The sequence below is a fragment of the Brevibacillus sp. JNUCC-41 genome (genome assembly GCF_014844095.1).
Taxonomy (GTDB): domain Bacteria; phylum Bacillota; class Bacilli; order Bacillales; family DSM-1321; genus Peribacillus; species Peribacillus aracenensis.
This window is the reverse complement of sequence record NZ_CP062163.1, coordinates 1,615,553-1,630,846: the sequence shown is the minus strand read 5'-3', so window position 1 is coordinate 1,630,846 and position 15,294 is coordinate 1,615,553. Positions and strand designations below refer to the sequence as shown.

Here is a 15,294-nt window from a genome sequence, read left to right as displayed (position 1 = left end):
CACGAATGAATGAACCGATAAAAGTCATGACCATTTTCGGAACGAGACCAGAAGCTGTCAAAATGGCTCCCTTAGTACTCGAATTTCAAAAACACCCAGAAAATTTCAAGCCGATCGTTGCTGTTACGGCTCAGCATCGGCAAATGTTAGATCAAGTTCTCGAACTATTTTCCATACAGCCGGACTATGACTTGGACATAATGAAGGAAAGGCAAACGCTTGCTGACATTACAACAAGAGCATTAAATGGTCTTGATTCAGTAATGAAGGAAGCTAAACCTGATATTGTTCTTGTACACGGTGATACAACCACGACGTTTGTCGCAAGTCTGGCAGCTTTTTATAATCAAATTGTCATTGGGCATGTTGAAGCGGGGCTGCGCACATGGAATAAGTATTCCCCCTATCCGGAAGAGATGAATCGGCAGCTTACTGGTACTATGGCAGATTTGCATTTTGCGCCGACATCGAAAGCGGAGGAGAATCTGCTTAACGAAAACAAGAAGGATAATATCTTCGTGACGGGGAATACGGCAACAGATGCTTTAAAAACTACTGTGCGTTCCACATATTCCCACCCGGTTTTAAATGGACTTGGAGAAGACAGGCTCATTTTGCTTACCGCCCATCGCAGGGAAAACCTTGGAGAACCCATGAGGAATATCTTTAGGGCCGTAAAGAGAATCATTGCAGAGCATGATGACGTTCAAGTAGTATATCCTGTCCATTTAAATCCGCTTGTTCAGGAATTGGCAAACGAGATTCTCGGGGACGATCCGCGGGTTCATTTGATTGAACCGCTGGATGTATTGGATTTCCACAACTTCGCTTCAAGAGCCTATCTGATTTTGACTGATTCTGGAGGAATCCAGGAAGAGGCACCGTCACTTGGTGTACCTGTCCTAGTTTTAAGGGATACGACTGAACGTCCTGAGGGGATTGCTGCTGGAACCTTAAAACTGGCGGGGACTGATGAAAAAAACATATATAACTTGGCACATGAATTGCTTACCGATCAAGAGATGCACGAAAAAATGTCCAAAGCTTCCAATCCTTATGGGGATGGAAATGCTTCGGTCCGCATCGCTGAAGCCATCCGTTACTATTTTAAGCAAGCAGACATGCCGCCAGCTAGATTTGACTTATAAAAAAGGAAAAGCCATGCGCTTTTCCTTTTTTTATTTGCATACTCCAAGGTTGTTGAGAAAAGATAACTGCTAAGGGGATGATTATGTTGGGAAAGAAAACGTTTATAGTGTTTGTTTTCCTTTTTATATTTATTTATCAAAATGAAAAGGGATTTGCATCCGTCATTCTGCCGCCTTTACCAAAACTATCTGAATCTAAGGAAGTAACGGTTGTTGTCACGATGGATAAGGTGTTTCAACGAAAAAAAATCGAAAAACTGATTGAAAAATATCCGTCCCTTCAATTAAGGAATGTTTATTCAGTTGCCCTGAATGGATTTTCCGTTCAGGGGAAAATGAATGAGATAGAACAACTCAAAAAGGAGGATGAAATTCAGGCTGTAACGGAAGTATCCGTTTATCAAGCGGTGTTGGATAAAAGTGTCCCATACATAGGAGGGGGAAGGGCCAGGGGTTTCTTTGATAAGGAGAATCACCGGATTACCGGGAAAGGGGTAAAAGTAGGAATCATAGATACCGGCATCGATTATACACATCCGGATTTGCAACGTGCTTATAAAGGAGGGAAGGATCTGGTAGATGGTGATGAAAATCCGATGGAAACCAAAAATCAAGGCGACCTGGATACATTACATGGGACTCATGTGGCGGGCATCATTGCAGCCAATGGAAAAATGAAAGGCGTTGCACCAGAAGCGGAGATATATGCATATCGAGCTTTGGGACCAGGCGGTGCAGGAGATACAGACCAAGTCTTGATGGCTATTGAGTCAGCCATGAAGGATAAGGTGGATGTATTGAATCTCTCTCTTGGCAATAACGTAAATGGCCCTGATTTACCTATTTCCCTTGCATTGAATAAGGCTGTGGAAAGCGGCATCGTTGCCGTGACATCCAACGGGAATTCCGGTCCGGCTGTATGGACCGTAGGCTCACCCGGAACAGCGGAAAAAGCGATTTCCGTTGGGGCATCGACTCCTCCCTTAAGGGTTCCGTATATGATTTACGGGCTTGGGTCGAAAAAGCATCAATCGCATTTAACCTTGTTTCAAGGCTCTAAAAAATGGAACCTGACGTTTTCCGAGGATGTCATATTTGGGGGGCTGGGCAATGAAGAGGACTTGAAACATGTTCGGGATAAGATTGTGTTGATGGAACGTGGCACTCTTACCTTCCAGCAGAAAGTATCCAATGCAGAAAAGGCAGGTGCAAAGGGGGTAATTGTTTATAATAATACAAGCGGGACCTTTACTGGAAGCTTGGAAAAAGAAATGAACATCCCGGCTGCTTCTATTAATAGAAGAGATGGATTGCAGCTAAAGCAAATCATGGAGCAAGGACAGAGCAAAACCGTTCAATTTGTTTATAAGAACGAGCAGGATAAGCTCGCAGATTTTAGCTCCAGGGGCCCGGTAACCGTCTCATGGGGAATAAAGCCTGACGTATTGGCACCGGGAGTGGAAATTGAAAGTACCATCCCTAAAGGATATATGTCCTTGGATGGAACAAGTATGTCCGCACCGCATGTTGCAGGAGCATGCGCCTTAATCCTGCAAAAACACCCCGAATGGAATCCTGAGCAAGTGAAATCTGCATTGATGAGCACTTCCAAACCATTAAGGAAATCTACGAATCAATTGTATCACACATACGAACAGGGGGCTGGACGCATCCAGGTCGACGAAGCATTAAAAGCGGACACGCTCTTGAGTCCGAGCTCATTGTCCTTTGGGATGTATACGAAAAAAGAAGGAATTGAAGAACATCATGAAACGATAGTCATAGAAAATACCGGAACGGAAATGAGGAAGTACTCCTTCATGGTTCCATTGAAAGAGACGGGACTTACTTGGGAATTGCCAAAATCCCTTACTTTGAATCCGAAGGAGAAAAAACGGATAAAAGTGGGGCTTCAGGTCAACCCAGCCAAGCTTAAAAAAGGAGTCTTTGATGGATACCTCATAATAATGGAAGGAACCAAAAAAATATCCCTTCCTTATTTATATGTAAAAGAAGAGCCTGATTACCCAAGGATAATGGGATTCGATTTTGGCCAAGGGGACCAGAAAGGCACATATCGATACGAAATGTACCTTCCGCGCGGGGCTGAAGAATTCGGTATTGCCCTTTATGAGGAAGATAGCTTGAAATTCGCTGGATATTTGGATTGGTCCAAATCGGCACCTTCCGGTTTGATCAAAAAAGATGTATTGAAAAAGAACTTACCGCCTAAAGGTGTGTATAAAGCGATAATTTTTGCGAGAAAGGGTGGAAGGGAAGATCGGATAGAAAAGACGTTACTTATTGAGTGAATAGAGGTTAATAAGTAAAATAAAATGGATGTCAATAGTATAAAAAAGATAATTTGTGAACAATTCGTTAATAATTACAAACCTGTGACAAATTTCACTAACCACTCATTGACAATGATTCTAGCCTATTGTATGCTAACTAAGGATGTAAAATGAGAGGGGTTTCATACGTTAATAACGTGTCAAATAGAAGATGGTTTTTGACCTTCTATTTGGACTTGTTACGGGCAAATTCCCTAGCTAAACACAGATACTACAATATTTCTAGGGAGATTACATGACAAAATGCTAGAATTGGAAAAAATGTTCAATAGGCAGCTAAAATACATGTTGTATTTAATGGGTATTTATATACTCGGGGTGGGCTTCACTTCACATGATTCAGTCTTCCAAGGATTATTGCTTGGAACTGCCTTCAGCCTATTTATATTCTGGTCAATGGTCAAAAAGAACAAAAAGTTCGCCCAAGAGGTTGCCGAGGGCAAGAAAACGCGCTCCCTTGGTAGTTTAACTAGAATGTCTGTAGCGGGTTTAGCTGCAATTATTGCATTGAGATATCCTGACGAGTTTCAAGTGGTCTGCGTGGTATTGGGATTAATGACAGTTTACTTTGTCATTATGATAGATTATTTTATGCAAAACATACGTAGGTAGTAAAGAAGAGAGGTGAATACTGTTGAATCATGAAGCCCCTATGTGGGAATTTATGGATACTGGAATACATTTCAACTTGGCTAATGTTCTTATGATGACTATCGCAAGTCTCATTGTCTTCATTATTGCTGTAGCAGCAACTCGAAAACTTGCGATGAAGCCAACAGGAATCCAAAACTTTATCGAATGGGTTATGGATTTTGTGAAAAACATCATCAACAGCAATATGGATTGGCGTACGGGTGGTCAGTTCCTTATGTTGGGAATGACATTAATTTTGTACGTATTTGTTTCAAACATGTTAGGATTGCCGTTCTCAATTGTAATAGGACATGAACTTTGGTGGAAATCACCTACATCTGATCCAGCAATAACTTTAACCTTGGCAGTTATGGTATTGGGTTTAACTCATTATTATGGTATCAAGATGAGAGGCATGAAAAATTATGCCAAGACTTATGTCCAACCAATGGGTTTCTTGTTTCCGTTAAAGATTATTGAGGAGTTCGCTAATACGTTAACTCTAGGATTGCGGCTTTACGGGAATATTTATGCGGGTGAGTTACTACTAACTTTACTTGCTGGACTAGGAACAAGTGGTGTTGTGGGTGCAGCCACTGCTGCATTACCAATGTTAGCTTGGGAAGGATTTAGTATCTTTGTCGGCTCCATTCAAGCTTTTATCTTTACTATGTTAACGATGGTTTATCTTTCCCATAAAGTAAGTGACGACCATTAATTATAAATATTGTTCATTATGAACATTATATTGATGAAAAAATAAAACAACATTTCAAGGAGGAAATTTATCATGACAGGTTCTTTAGGTCTTATAGCTGCTGCTATCGCAGTTGGATTAGGTGCACTAGGTGCGGGTATTGGTAATGGTCTTATCGTAGGGCGTACAATTGAAGGAATGGCTCGTCAGCCAGAAGCTCGTGGTATGCTTCAAACTACAATGTTCGTTGGTATTGCGTTAGTTGAGGCACTTCCAATCATCGCTGTAGTTATCGCGTTTATTGTAATGGGTAAATAAGATAACTTGAAAAAGTTCAATAATGGCGAAGATGATCCAAGGAGAACCTTCGCCATTGCTCTGTGTTAAATGACATTTATGACAGTGATACTGTCAATCGAAAATACAGAACTTCAATAGTGAATCTCATGAAGGGAGTGAACCGAGCGTGTTAACAAGCAATTATGTTCTTGGTCAAGCATTTAATGGTGGGGATATCATATACCAGCTTGTAATCTTTATTATTTTGTTAGCGTTGCTTAAGAAGTTTGCATGGGGTCCGCTAATGGGCATCATGAAAGAACGTGAAGAGCATGTTGCGAATGAAATTGAAGCAGCTGAAGTTAGTAGAAAAGAAGCACTGAAATATTTAGAAGAACAGCGTGAAATCGTAAAACAATCTCGTACTGAAGCGGGACAACTTATAGAGAATGCTAAGCAGCAAGGCGAAGCACAACGCGAAGATATCATTAAACAAGCGCGTGCAGAGGCTGAGCGTGTTAAAGAATCAGCAAAACGTGAAATCGTTCAAGAGAGAGAAAAAGCAGTTGCCGCCTTACGCGAGCAAGTAGCTTCATTATCTGTTATGATCGCCTCTAAGGTGATTGAGAAAGAACTTTCATCAGCTGATCAAGAAAAACTAATCAATGAATATATTCAAGAGGCAGGAGAAGGTAAATGAGCGATATAACTGTAGCAGGACGTTATGCTGTAGCTCTTTTCCAAATTGCGAAAGAGCAAAATCTCATTAACCAACTTGAAGAAGAGCTTCGCATAGTGAATGAAGTTTTCACAAATGATAAAGAGCTATTGAACTTCTTGGCTCATCCTAAAATGACTAGCGATGCAAAAAATACATTGCTTGCAAATGCATTTGCAAGTCTTTCGTCTTCGGTTCAAAATACTGTAATGTTAATGGTGGAACGTCATCGAACAGGTGAAGTGACTGCTATGGCACAAGAGTTCATTGAACTTGCGAATGAAGAAAATTCAGTAGCGGATGCGACTGTTTATACAGTTAATCCTTTAACTGAAGCTGAAGCGGAAGCTGTGTCTTCAGCTTTTGCTGCAAAAATCGGCAAACGTAATTTGCGTATCACTAATGTTACGGATAGCAATATTCTTGGCGGCATCAAACTTCAAATCGGTAACCGTATTTATGACGGCACGATAAGCGGGAAGCTTGATCGCCTTAGCAAACAACTATTAGGTTAATATTCACAGATAGGGGTGAAATTCATGAGCATCAAAGCTGAAGAAATCAGTGCGCTGATTAAAAAGCAGATTGAAAACTATCAGTCGGAAATTAAAGTAAGCGATGTAGGTACAGTAATCACTGTTGGTGATGGTATCGCTCGCGTTCATGGTTTAGATAATGCAATGGCTGGGGAGCTCTTAGAATTTTCTAATGGTTCAATGGGATTGGCACAAAACCTTGAGCAAAATAACGTAGGTGTTGTTATTCTTGGACCATTCAGAGACATTCAAGAAGGCAGTGAAGTACGCCGTACTGGCCGTATCATGGAAGTGCCAGTTGGAGAAGAATTAATCGGACGTGTCGTGAATCCGCTAGGACAACCATTAGATGGTCTTGGTCCAATCGCCACAACAAAAACTCGTCCAATCGAAAGCCCTGCAACAGGTGTTATGGACCGTAAATCTGTTCATGAACCATTACAAACAGGGATTAAAGCGATCGATGCTCTAGTGCCAATCGGACGCGGACAACGTGAGTTAATCATTGGTGACCGTCAAACTGGTAAAACATCAGTTGCGATCGATACAATCCTTAACCAAGCTGACCAAGACATGATCTGTATTTATGTTGCTATTGGTCAAAAAGAATCAACAGTTCGTGGAACAGTTGAGACACTACGTAAAAATGGTGCACTAGATTACACAATTGTTGTATCTGCATCAGCTTCTCAACCAGCACCACTTTTATATCTAGCTCCATATGCTGGTGTGACTATGGGTGAAGAGTTCATGTTCGCTGGCAAGCACGTTTTAGTGGTATATGATGATCTTTCTAAACAAGCATCAGCATACCGTGAACTTTCCTTGCTTCTTCGCCGTCCTCCAGGTCGTGAAGCATTCCCTGGGGATGTATTCTACTTGCACTCCCGCTTACTTGAGCGTGCAGCTAAATTGAATGACACTTTAGGTGCCGGTTCAATTACTGCGCTTCCATTTGTTGAAACACAAGCAGGCGATATCTCTGCTTACATTCCAACAAACGTTATTTCCATCACAGACGGACAAATCTTCTTACAATCCGATTTGTTCTTCTCAGGTGTACGTCCTGCGATTAACGCTGGTCTTTCCGTATCCCGTGTTGGTGGATCTGCACAAATTAAAGCAATGAAAAAAGTTGCGGGTACATTACGTCTGGACTTAGCTTCTTATCGTGAATTGGAAGCTTTCTCTCAATTCGGTTCTGATCTTGATGCTGCTACTCAAGCAAAACTTAACCGTGGTGCTCGTACAGTTGAAGTTCTTAAGCAAGATCTAAATAAACCAATTAAAGTTGAAAAACAAGTCATGATTTTCTATGCATTGACTAAAGGTCATCTAGATGATATTCCAGTATCGGATATCCTTCGTTTTGAAGAAGAATACTATGTGTTCCTAGATCGTTCTCATCCGGAATTATTAGATCACATTCGCACAACTAAAGGTCTTCCTGAAGACGCTGCTATCGTTGCTGCAATTAACGAGTTCAAAAAGAACTTCGTTATTTCTGAATAATAAGGTCTAACTAATTTATAAAGGGTGGTGAGAATGAATGGCCTCTTTACGCGATATTAAGTCTCGGATTACTTCAACGAAAAAGACGAGTCAAATTACAAAAGCGATGCAGATGGTATCTGCTTCTAAAATGAACCGTGCTGAAGCTAATGCTAAGGCATATGTTCCATATATGGAAAAAATTCAAGAAGTAGTATCAAGTATTGCGAACGGAAGTACGGGTGCATCTCATCCAATGCTTGTCTCACGTCCAGTGAAGAAAACCGGTTACCTGGTAATAACATCGGACCGCGGATTGGCAGGAGCATACAACAGTAGCATCCTTCGCCACGTTCATAAAACTATTCTTGAACGCCATAAATCCAATGATGAGTTCGTCATTATCGCAATCGGAAGGGTTGGCCGTGATTTCTTTGTCAGCCGTAATATGCACGTAGAGCTTGAAGTAACTGGGGTTCCTGATCAGCCGTCTTTCGCTGACATTAGCTCCCTTGCTAAATCAACAGTGAATTTGTATCTAAATGAACTGTGTGATGAGCTTTATATGTACTATAACCATTATGTCAGCCCAATCCAGCAGGATGTAACGGAAACGCAAGTCCTTCCTTTAGCTGACTTTAATACTTCCAATGCAGCATTGACTTCTTATGAATTCGAACCGAATGCAGAAGAAATTCTTGAGGTATTACTACCTCAGTACGCAGAAAGTTTAATTTATGGTGCTTTATTAGATGGTAAAGCGAGTGAGCACTCTGCACGTATGACTGCAATGAAAAATGCAACCGATAATGCGAAAGAATTGATCGACTCGCTTTCATTGCAATATAACCGTGCACGTCAGGCCGCAATTACTCAAGAAATCACGGAAATTGTCGGCGGTGCAGCAGCTTTAGAATAAAATCATAAAAGGGGACGGTCAGCCCGGACGAAGCTTGGCCGTTCCATAATCTCGATAGTCGTTATAAGCAACGTTAGGAGGGAAAACGATGAATATAGGACGCGTTACTCAAGTTATGGGTCCGGTTGTTGACGTGAAATTCGAAGACGGACAACTTCCTAAGATCTATAACGCGTTAAGAATCGAAAATACAGCGTCTGGTACAGGACTAACTCTTGAAGTGGCCCTTCAACTAGGTGATAATACAGTTCGTACTGTAGCAATGTCTTCCACTGATGGTTTAACTCGTGGTGCAGAGACTGTTGATACAGGAGCTCCAATTTCCGTTCCTGTAGGTGAAGTGACTCTAGGCCGCGTTTTCAACGTATTAGGGGAAAACATTGACCTATTTGAACCACTTACAGCAGAGGTGCGTCGTGATCCAATTCACAGACAAGCACCAACTTTTGAGGACTTATCAACAACAGTTGAAATTCTTGAAACTGGTATTAAAGTAGTAGATTTACTTGCTCCTTACATCAAAGGTGGTAAAATCGGTCTCTTTGGTGGTGCTGGTGTAGGTAAAACTGTACTTATCCAAGAACTTATTAATAACATCGCACAAGAGCACGGCGGTATCTCTGTATTCGCTGGTGTAGGTGAGCGTACTCGGGAAGGAAATGACCTTTTCTACGAGATGACTGATTCTGGTGTTATTAAGAAAACAGCGATGGTATTCGGACAAATGAACGAGCCACCAGGTGCACGTATGCGTGTAGCTCTAAGTGGTTTGACAATGGCTGAATATTTCCGTGACGAACAAGGACAAGACGTTCTTTTCTTCATCGATAACATCTTCCGTTTCACTCAAGCAGGTTCAGAGGTTTCTGCCCTTCTAGGCCGTATGCCTTCAGCGGTAGGTTACCAACCAACGCTTGCTACAGAAATGGGTCAATTACAAGAACGTATCACTTCAACTAATAAAGGTTCTGTTACATCTATTCAAGCGATCTATGTACCTGCCGATGACTATACGGATCCGGCTCCAGCTACAACTTTCGCTCACTTGGATGCAACAACTAACCTTGAGCGTAAGCTTTCTGAAATGGGTATCTATCCAGCAGTTGATCCATTGGCATCTTCTTCTCGTGCTCTTAGCCCAGAAGTCGTTGGAGCTGAGCACTATGAAGTGGCCCGTCAAGTTCAATCAACTTTACAGAAATATAAAGAACTTCAAGATATTATTGCGATCTTGGGTATGGACGAGTTAAGCGAAGACGAAAAAGTAATCGTTGCCCGTGCTCGTAGAATTCAAAACTTCTTGTCACAAAACTTCCACGTGGCTGAACAATTTACTGGTCAAAAAGGATCTTATGTACCAGTTAAAGAGACAGTCCAAGGATTCAAAGATATCCTAGCTGGAAAATATGACGAACTTCCTGAAGATGCTTTCCGTCTAGTTGGCCGCATCGAAGAAGTTGTTGCTAAAGCAAAAGAAATGGCTTAATTAAAGGGACCTAGGAGGGAATGAAATGAAGACCATTAAAGTCAATGTTGTTACTCCCGATGGCCCAGTATATGATGCAGAAGTTGAAATGGTAAGCACTAAAGCTAAAAGCGGTGAGCTGGGAATCATGGCTGGACACGTTCCAACTGTAGCCCCGCTTACCATTGGTGCTGTCCGTCTTAAGAATGGAAGCAACACAGACTATGTAGCTGTAAATGGTGGCTTCTTGGAAGTTCGCCCTGATGTGGTAACCATTTTGGCTCAATCTGCTGAAAGAGCTGAAACTATCGATCTTGCACGCGCTCAAGCAGCAAAAGCCCGTGCTGAACAAAGATTGCAGAACAATGATGGATCAAATGATGCCAAAAGAGCTGACTTAGCGCTTAAACGTGCCATCAACCGAATCCAAATTGCAGAAATGCGATAACTTTAATTTATGAAAACACCTGATCAAACCATTCGTGGTAAGATCAGGTGTTTTTTTATTCAAAAGGTTTTTGAGGATTATTGGCATTTAATATAGGAATTAGTAAAAAAAGGTCGAATTATAGAGTAAAGTATTTTCCATTTTAAACCTTAACTCGTCGACATGATTTTATCCTAATGTTATAATGTATACGCTTACATTTATTACTTCATATCCCCTCCTTTCACGTTGCTTCTAAAAGAGTGTTACCCTGCATAATATTTAAAACGCTATCCAAAAAGAAGACAAGCAAATTTGAATCGTACCCATTTAACATGATTTATCCATAAAGGGAGATGAACATGGGACAGCTGCATATTTACCAAAATAATTATTTAATTGTATTTGTTTTCCTTTGTCTCGGCATTTTACTACCTGTGATCGCTTTATTTCTTGGTAGACTGCTAAGGCCTTATAAGCCGACAGATATGAAATATACGACGTATGAAAGTGGGATCGAGCCTTTTCAGGATTCAAGGGTTCAATTCAATGTCAGGTATTATCTATTCGGATTGATGTTCGTCATATTTGATGTAGAAACGGTTTTTCTTTACCCATGGGCGGTTGCCTATGATGAACTCGGACTGTTTGCATTGATTGAAATGCTGTTTTTTGTCCTGATCCTAATGCTTGGGCTAATTTACGCTTGGAAAAAGAAGGTGTTAAAGTGGAATTGAAGCTGGATGAACTTACCCCCAAAGAAATGGAAGAAATACGCCATAGCATTTTTTTATCCACACTTGAGCAAATAAAAGGCTGGGCTAGAAGTAACTCACTCTGGCCAATGACTTTCGGTTTGGCATGTTGTGCAATTGAAATGATGGGTGTCGGTTCCTCCCATTATGATTTGGACCGCTTTGGTTCATTTTTTCGGACATCACCCAGACAATCGGATGTCATGATTGTTTCAGGAACGGTAACGAAAAAAATGGCGCCAATAATAAGTAGATTATACGAACAAATGCCAGAACCGAAATGGGTTATTGCAATGGGATCCTGTGCAACTGCTGGTGGACCTTATGTTCACTCTTACTCAGTGGTCAAGGGGGTAGATCAAATTGTACCTGTCGATGTATATATACCGGGTTGTCCCCCCAATCCAGCTGCACTTATTTATGGGATCAATAAATTAAAAGAAAAAATCCGTTACGAAGCGAAAACCGGAAAGCGGGTGATATAGATGAGTGAAAAGGAGGACTTGGCAAAGCAAAAAGCGGTGGCCGCGGCCAAGGCGAAGGCTGAAGCAATGGCCCGAAAAAAGGCGAAAGAAGAAGCGGCGGAAAAGCCTGAAGGCGAAAAGGATATAGCGAAGCAAAAAGCGGAGGCCGCGGCCAAGGCGAAGGCTGAAGCAATGGCCCGAAAAAAGGCGAAAGAAGAAACGGCGGAAAAGCCTGAAGGCGAAAAGGATAAAGCGAAGCAAAAAGCGGAGGCCGCGGCCAAGGCGAAGGCTGAAGCAATGGCCCGAAAAAAGGCGAAAGAAGAAACGGCGGAAAAGCCGGAAGGTGAAAAGGATAAAGCGAAGCAAAAAGCGGAGGCCGCGGCCAAGGCGAAGGCTGAAGCAATGGCCCGAAAAAAGGCGAAAGAAGAAGAAGCGGAGGAAAAGCCGGAAGGCGAAAAGGATATAGCGAAGCAAAAGGCGGAGGCCGCGGCCAAGGCGAAGGCAGCGGCAATGGCCCGAAAACAGGCGAAAGAAGAGGCGGAGGAAAAGCCGGAAGGCGAAATGGATAAAGCGAAGCAAAAGGCGGCAGCTGCGGCTAAGGCGAAGGCAGCAGCAATGGCCCGAAAACAGGCGAAAGAAGAGGCGGAGGAAAAGCCGGAAGGCGAAATGGATAAAGCGAAGCAAAAGGCGGCAGCTGCGGCCAAGGCGAAGGCAGCCGCCGCTGCCAAAGCGAAAGCGGCGGCTGCGAAGAACAGGACTGCTGTAAAGGAAAGCGAGGAAATTAACACCCCTAGCGAACTTTCCCCAAATCAGTCGAAACTCGATCAAATTGTTTCTGCTATTGAGAGCCATATAGGACAAGGGGCATTATTAGAGCACTATATTAATAGATTATCAAAAGATGTACCCACTTTAGTGGCCAGTCAGGATACATATTTCTCAATAGCAAAATTTCTGCGCTACGATGAACAGCTTAACTTTTCGTATTTATCTGAACTTCATGGTACGGACTTTGAAACCCATATGGAAATCTATGTACATTTACATTCATTCAAAATGAACCAATCAGTTGCCTTGAAGGTGAAACTTGATAGGGATTCCCCTGTTATTCCATCATTGGTCCCATTATGGGCAGGAGCAAATTGGCCAGAATGTGAGGCGTATGATTTATTAGGTATTAACTTTTATGAACACCCTGATTTAAAGCGGATTTTGCTTGGTGAAGAATGGAAAGGGTACCCCCTTAGAAAAGATTACCAGCCTTATGATGTGGAGGTGTAAGCCCAATGTTAAGGACCGAAGAAATGCTTCTCAATGTCGGGCCGCAGCATCCGAGTACACATGGTGTTTTTCGGCTTGTCATCAAGATTGACGGTGAAATTATAAAAGAGGCAACACCTGTCATTGGGTATTTGCATCGCGGTACGGAAAAACTAGCGGAAAATCTGCAATATACACAAATAATCCCATATACCGATCGGCTCGATTATCTGGCGGCAATGACAAATAATTATGTGCTTTGCCATGCAGTTGAGACAATGATGGGGGTGGAAATCCCCGAAAGGGCAGAATATTTGCGGGTTATCGCAATGGAATTGGGCAGAGTGGCAAGCCACCTTGTCTGGTGGGGTACATACTTGCTGGATATAGGTGCGACGAGCCCTTTCCTTTACGCATTTAGAGAACGTGAAATGATCGTTAATTTATTGACTGAATTGTCAGGGGCACGCCTTACATTCAATTATATGCGTGTCGGAGGTGTGAAATGGGATGCTCCTGAAGACTGGATTGCGAAGGTTGCCGAGTTTGTCCCTTATATGAGGGAGCAGCTTGCCGGTTACCATGAGCTTGTGACAGGGAATGAAATCTTTGTTAATCGGGTTAAAGGGGTGGGCATCTATACGAAGGAGGAAGCCCTGCAGTATTCGCTTAGCGGTGCCAATTTAAGGTGTACAGGTGTGAAATGGGATTTACGAAAAAATGAGCCATATTCCATTTACGACAGGTTCACATTCGATGTTCCTACAAGGGAAGAGGGTGATGCGTTTTCACGCTATCACTGTAGAATGGAGGAAATCGAACAATCACTGAAAATCATCGAGCAGGCGGTTGAGCAATTTCCAGAAGGGCCGATCCTTGCTAAGGTTCCTAAAATAATAAAGGTTCCCAAGGGTGAAGCATTTGTCCGAATTGAATCGCCAAGAGGAGAAATAGGCTGTTATATCGCGAGTGAAGGGAAAAAGGAGCCATACCGTTTGAAATTTCGCAGACCTTCATTTTATAATCTGCAAATTCTACCGAAATTATTGGAAGGGGAAAATATGGCGAACTTGATAACGATATTAGGTGCAATCGATATCGTTTTAGGGGAGGTTGATGGATAAATGATCAAGGATCTTCTCCACTCCGCTCCAAGCCTACTGAATTTTGGCATTTTTTTTGGTCTGGCAGTCCTGCTCCTGTTCGTCGTATTAGGGTTTGTAACCTATGGAATCCTTTCAGAGCGAAAAATCATGGGATTCATGCAAATGCGTGTCGGCCCAAACCAAATTGGGGGGAAATGGGGTCTCTTGCAGACGGTTGCTGACGTTTTGAAACTCCTGATCAAGGAAGATACGATACCAAAAAAAGCTGATAAGCCGTTATATATTTTAGCCCCGGTAATTGCTTTTGCTCCTGCTTTCATGGTCCTTGCCACCTTGCCGTTCACCAATGCCTTTCAATTTGCGGATATAGGTGTCGGACTGCTTTATTATATTGCGATTTCCGGTATATCGACCATCGGAATCGTCACTGCGGGTTGGGCATCCAATAATAAATATTCTTTGATTGGCGGAATGAGGGCAGCCGCGCAAATGATATCTTATGAGATCCCCTTGGTGATGTCGCTAGTCGGAATCGTTCTTCTAACAGGAAGTTTAAACTTGAATGATATAGTTGCAGCCCAGGAAAAGGTTTGGTTCATTTTTCTTCAGCCGATTGCGTTTATCGTGTTTTTTATTGCAGCGGTTGCCGAGTTGAACAGGGTTCCTTTTGACCTTCCGGAAGCGGAATCCGAACTTGTTGCAGGCTATCATGTTGAATACTCTGGATTTCGATGGGCCTTCTTCATGTTATCCGAATATGTGTATATGTTTGCAATGGCAACTCTAACCACTGTATTATTTTTAGGGGGATGGAATTCTATTCCGTTTTTGGATTTTATTCCGGATGCCATCTGGTTCGGTCTGAAGTTCAGTGCCGTATTCTATGTATTGGTCTGGATTCGTGTAACCTTTCCTCGTATAAGGGCCGACCAATTGATGGAATTCGGATGGAAGGTACTGCTTCCGGTTGCATTAGCAAATATATTTTTGACGGCACTAATAAAAGAATTGATTAACTTTTTTTAGAAACATAAGCTGGTCG

Annotated in this window: 16 protein-coding genes; all 16 read left to right on the top strand. The window is 42.3% G+C overall.

The window, feature by feature from the left end:
• Positions 1-5: 5 nt before the first annotated feature.
• The 16 genes from wecB (at position 6) to nuoH (ending at position 15,278) form a co-directional block, all read left to right on the top strand.
• Positions 6-1,148: a non-hydrolyzing UDP-N-acetylglucosamine 2-epimerase gene (wecB, locus tag JNUCC41_RS08080; protein ID WP_192207255.1), complete on the top strand. Its 1,143-nt coding sequence runs from the start codon at positions 6-8 to the stop codon at positions 1,146-1,148.
• An 83-nt stretch (positions 1,149-1,231) separates the two neighbouring features.
• Positions 1,232-3,460, top strand: a complete 2,229-nt coding sequence (locus tag JNUCC41_RS08075) for a S8 family serine peptidase (RefSeq protein ID WP_286182401.1) — start codon at positions 1,232-1,234, stop codon at positions 3,458-3,460.
• 285 nt (positions 3,461-3,745) lie between these two features.
• On the top strand, positions 3,746-4,114 hold the full coding sequence (locus JNUCC41_RS08070) for an ATP synthase subunit I (RefSeq protein WP_192207254.1): 369 nt from the start codon (positions 3,746-3,748) through the stop codon (positions 4,112-4,114).
• Between the two features lie 22 nt (positions 4,115-4,136).
• Positions 4,137-4,853: a F0F1 ATP synthase subunit A gene (gene atpB / locus JNUCC41_RS08065; protein WP_192207253.1), complete on the top strand. Its 717-nt coding sequence runs from the start codon at positions 4,137-4,139 to the stop codon at positions 4,851-4,853.
• A 72-nt stretch (positions 4,854-4,925) separates the two neighbouring features.
• The gene (gene atpE / locus JNUCC41_RS08060; RefSeq protein WP_034315818.1) at positions 4,926-5,150 is read left to right on the top strand and encodes a F0F1 ATP synthase subunit C; all 225 of its coding nucleotides are present in this window, start codon (positions 4,926-4,928) and stop codon (positions 5,148-5,150) included.
• Positions 5,151-5,298: 148 nt separating this feature from the next.
• The gene (atpF, locus tag JNUCC41_RS08055) at positions 5,299-5,811 is read left to right on the top strand and encodes a F0F1 ATP synthase subunit B (RefSeq protein WP_192207252.1); all 513 of its coding nucleotides are present in this window, start codon (positions 5,299-5,301) and stop codon (positions 5,809-5,811) included.
• On the top strand, positions 5,808-6,344 hold the full coding sequence (locus tag JNUCC41_RS08050) for a F0F1 ATP synthase subunit delta (protein WP_192207251.1): 537 nt from the start codon (positions 5,808-5,810) through the stop codon (positions 6,342-6,344). The genes atpF and JNUCC41_RS08050 overlap by 4 nt, the downstream gene beginning before the upstream one ends.
• 24 nt (positions 6,345-6,368) lie before the next feature.
• Positions 6,369-7,877, top strand: a complete 1,509-nt coding sequence (atpA, locus tag JNUCC41_RS08045) for a F0F1 ATP synthase subunit alpha (protein ID WP_034315812.1) — start codon at positions 6,369-6,371, stop codon at positions 7,875-7,877.
• Positions 7,878-7,914: 37 nt separating this feature from the next.
• Positions 7,915-8,775: a F0F1 ATP synthase subunit gamma gene (locus JNUCC41_RS08040; protein WP_192207250.1), complete on the top strand. Its 861-nt coding sequence runs from the start codon at positions 7,915-7,917 to the stop codon at positions 8,773-8,775.
• An 88-nt stretch (positions 8,776-8,863) separates the two neighbouring features.
• Positions 8,864-10,261, top strand: a complete 1,398-nt coding sequence (gene atpD, locus JNUCC41_RS08035) for a F0F1 ATP synthase subunit beta (protein WP_192207249.1) — start codon at positions 8,864-8,866, stop codon at positions 10,259-10,261.
• Between the two features lie 25 nt (positions 10,262-10,286).
• Positions 10,287-10,688, top strand: a complete 402-nt coding sequence (locus tag JNUCC41_RS08030; protein ID WP_034315803.1) for a F0F1 ATP synthase subunit epsilon — start codon at positions 10,287-10,289, stop codon at positions 10,686-10,688.
• A 341-nt stretch (positions 10,689-11,029) separates the two neighbouring features.
• The gene (locus JNUCC41_RS08025) at positions 11,030-11,404 is read left to right on the top strand and encodes an NADH-quinone oxidoreductase subunit A (protein ID WP_076368347.1); all 375 of its coding nucleotides are present in this window, start codon (positions 11,030-11,032) and stop codon (positions 11,402-11,404) included.
• 26 nt (positions 11,405-11,430) lie between these two features.
• Positions 11,431-11,907, top strand: coding sequence for a NuoB/complex I 20 kDa subunit family protein (locus JNUCC41_RS08020; protein ID WP_179086075.1), 477 nt, complete (start codon positions 11,431-11,433; stop codon positions 11,905-11,907).
• The gene (locus JNUCC41_RS08015; RefSeq protein WP_192207248.1) at positions 11,908-13,167 is read left to right on the top strand and encodes an NADH-quinone oxidoreductase subunit C; all 1,260 of its coding nucleotides are present in this window, start codon (positions 11,908-11,910) and stop codon (positions 13,165-13,167) included.
• Positions 13,168-13,172: 5 nt separating this feature from the next.
• Positions 13,173-14,270 (top strand): NADH-quinone oxidoreductase subunit D, encoded by a 1,098-nt coding sequence (locus JNUCC41_RS08010; RefSeq protein WP_192207247.1) that lies wholly within the window; start codon positions 13,173-13,175, stop codon positions 14,268-14,270.
• On the top strand, positions 14,271-15,278 hold the full coding sequence (gene nuoH, locus JNUCC41_RS08005; protein ID WP_192207246.1) for an NADH-quinone oxidoreductase subunit NuoH: 1,008 nt from the start codon (positions 14,271-14,273) through the stop codon (positions 15,276-15,278).
• Positions 15,279-15,294: the final 16 nt, after the last annotated feature.

Coding starts and splice junctions, on each gene's coding strand:
- nuoH (WP_192207246.1), top strand. CDS start 14,271: ATGATCAAGGATCTTCTCCACTCCGCTCCAAGCCTACTGAATTTTGGC.
- JNUCC41_RS08025 (WP_076368347.1), top strand. CDS start 11,030: ATGGGACAGCTGCATATTTACCAAAATAATTATTTAATTGTATTTGTT.
- atpA (WP_034315812.1), top strand. CDS start 6,369: ATGAGCATCAAAGCTGAAGAAATCAGTGCGCTGATTAAAAAGCAGATT.
- JNUCC41_RS08075 (WP_286182401.1), top strand. CDS start 1,232: ATGTTGGGAAAGAAAACGTTTATAGTGTTTGTTTTCCTTTTTATATTT.
- JNUCC41_RS08010 (WP_192207247.1), top strand. CDS start 13,173: ATGTTAAGGACCGAAGAAATGCTTCTCAATGTCGGGCCGCAGCATCCG.
- wecB (WP_192207255.1), top strand. CDS start 6: ATGAATGAACCGATAAAAGTCATGACCATTTTCGGAACGAGACCAGAA.
- atpD (WP_192207249.1), top strand. CDS start 8,864: ATGAATATAGGACGCGTTACTCAAGTTATGGGTCCGGTTGTTGACGTG.
- atpE (WP_034315818.1), top strand. CDS start 4,926: ATGACAGGTTCTTTAGGTCTTATAGCTGCTGCTATCGCAGTTGGATTA.
- JNUCC41_RS08030 (WP_034315803.1), top strand. CDS start 10,287: ATGAAGACCATTAAAGTCAATGTTGTTACTCCCGATGGCCCAGTATAT.
- JNUCC41_RS08020 (WP_179086075.1), top strand. CDS start 11,431: ATGGAAGAAATACGCCATAGCATTTTTTTATCCACACTTGAGCAAATA.
- JNUCC41_RS08040 (WP_192207250.1), top strand. CDS start 7,915: ATGGCCTCTTTACGCGATATTAAGTCTCGGATTACTTCAACGAAAAAG.
- JNUCC41_RS08070 (WP_192207254.1), top strand. CDS start 3,746: ATGCTAGAATTGGAAAAAATGTTCAATAGGCAGCTAAAATACATGTTG.
- JNUCC41_RS08015 (WP_192207248.1), top strand. CDS start 11,908: ATGAGTGAAAAGGAGGACTTGGCAAAGCAAAAAGCGGTGGCCGCGGCC.
- JNUCC41_RS08050 (WP_192207251.1), top strand. CDS start 5,808: ATGAGCGATATAACTGTAGCAGGACGTTATGCTGTAGCTCTTTTCCAA.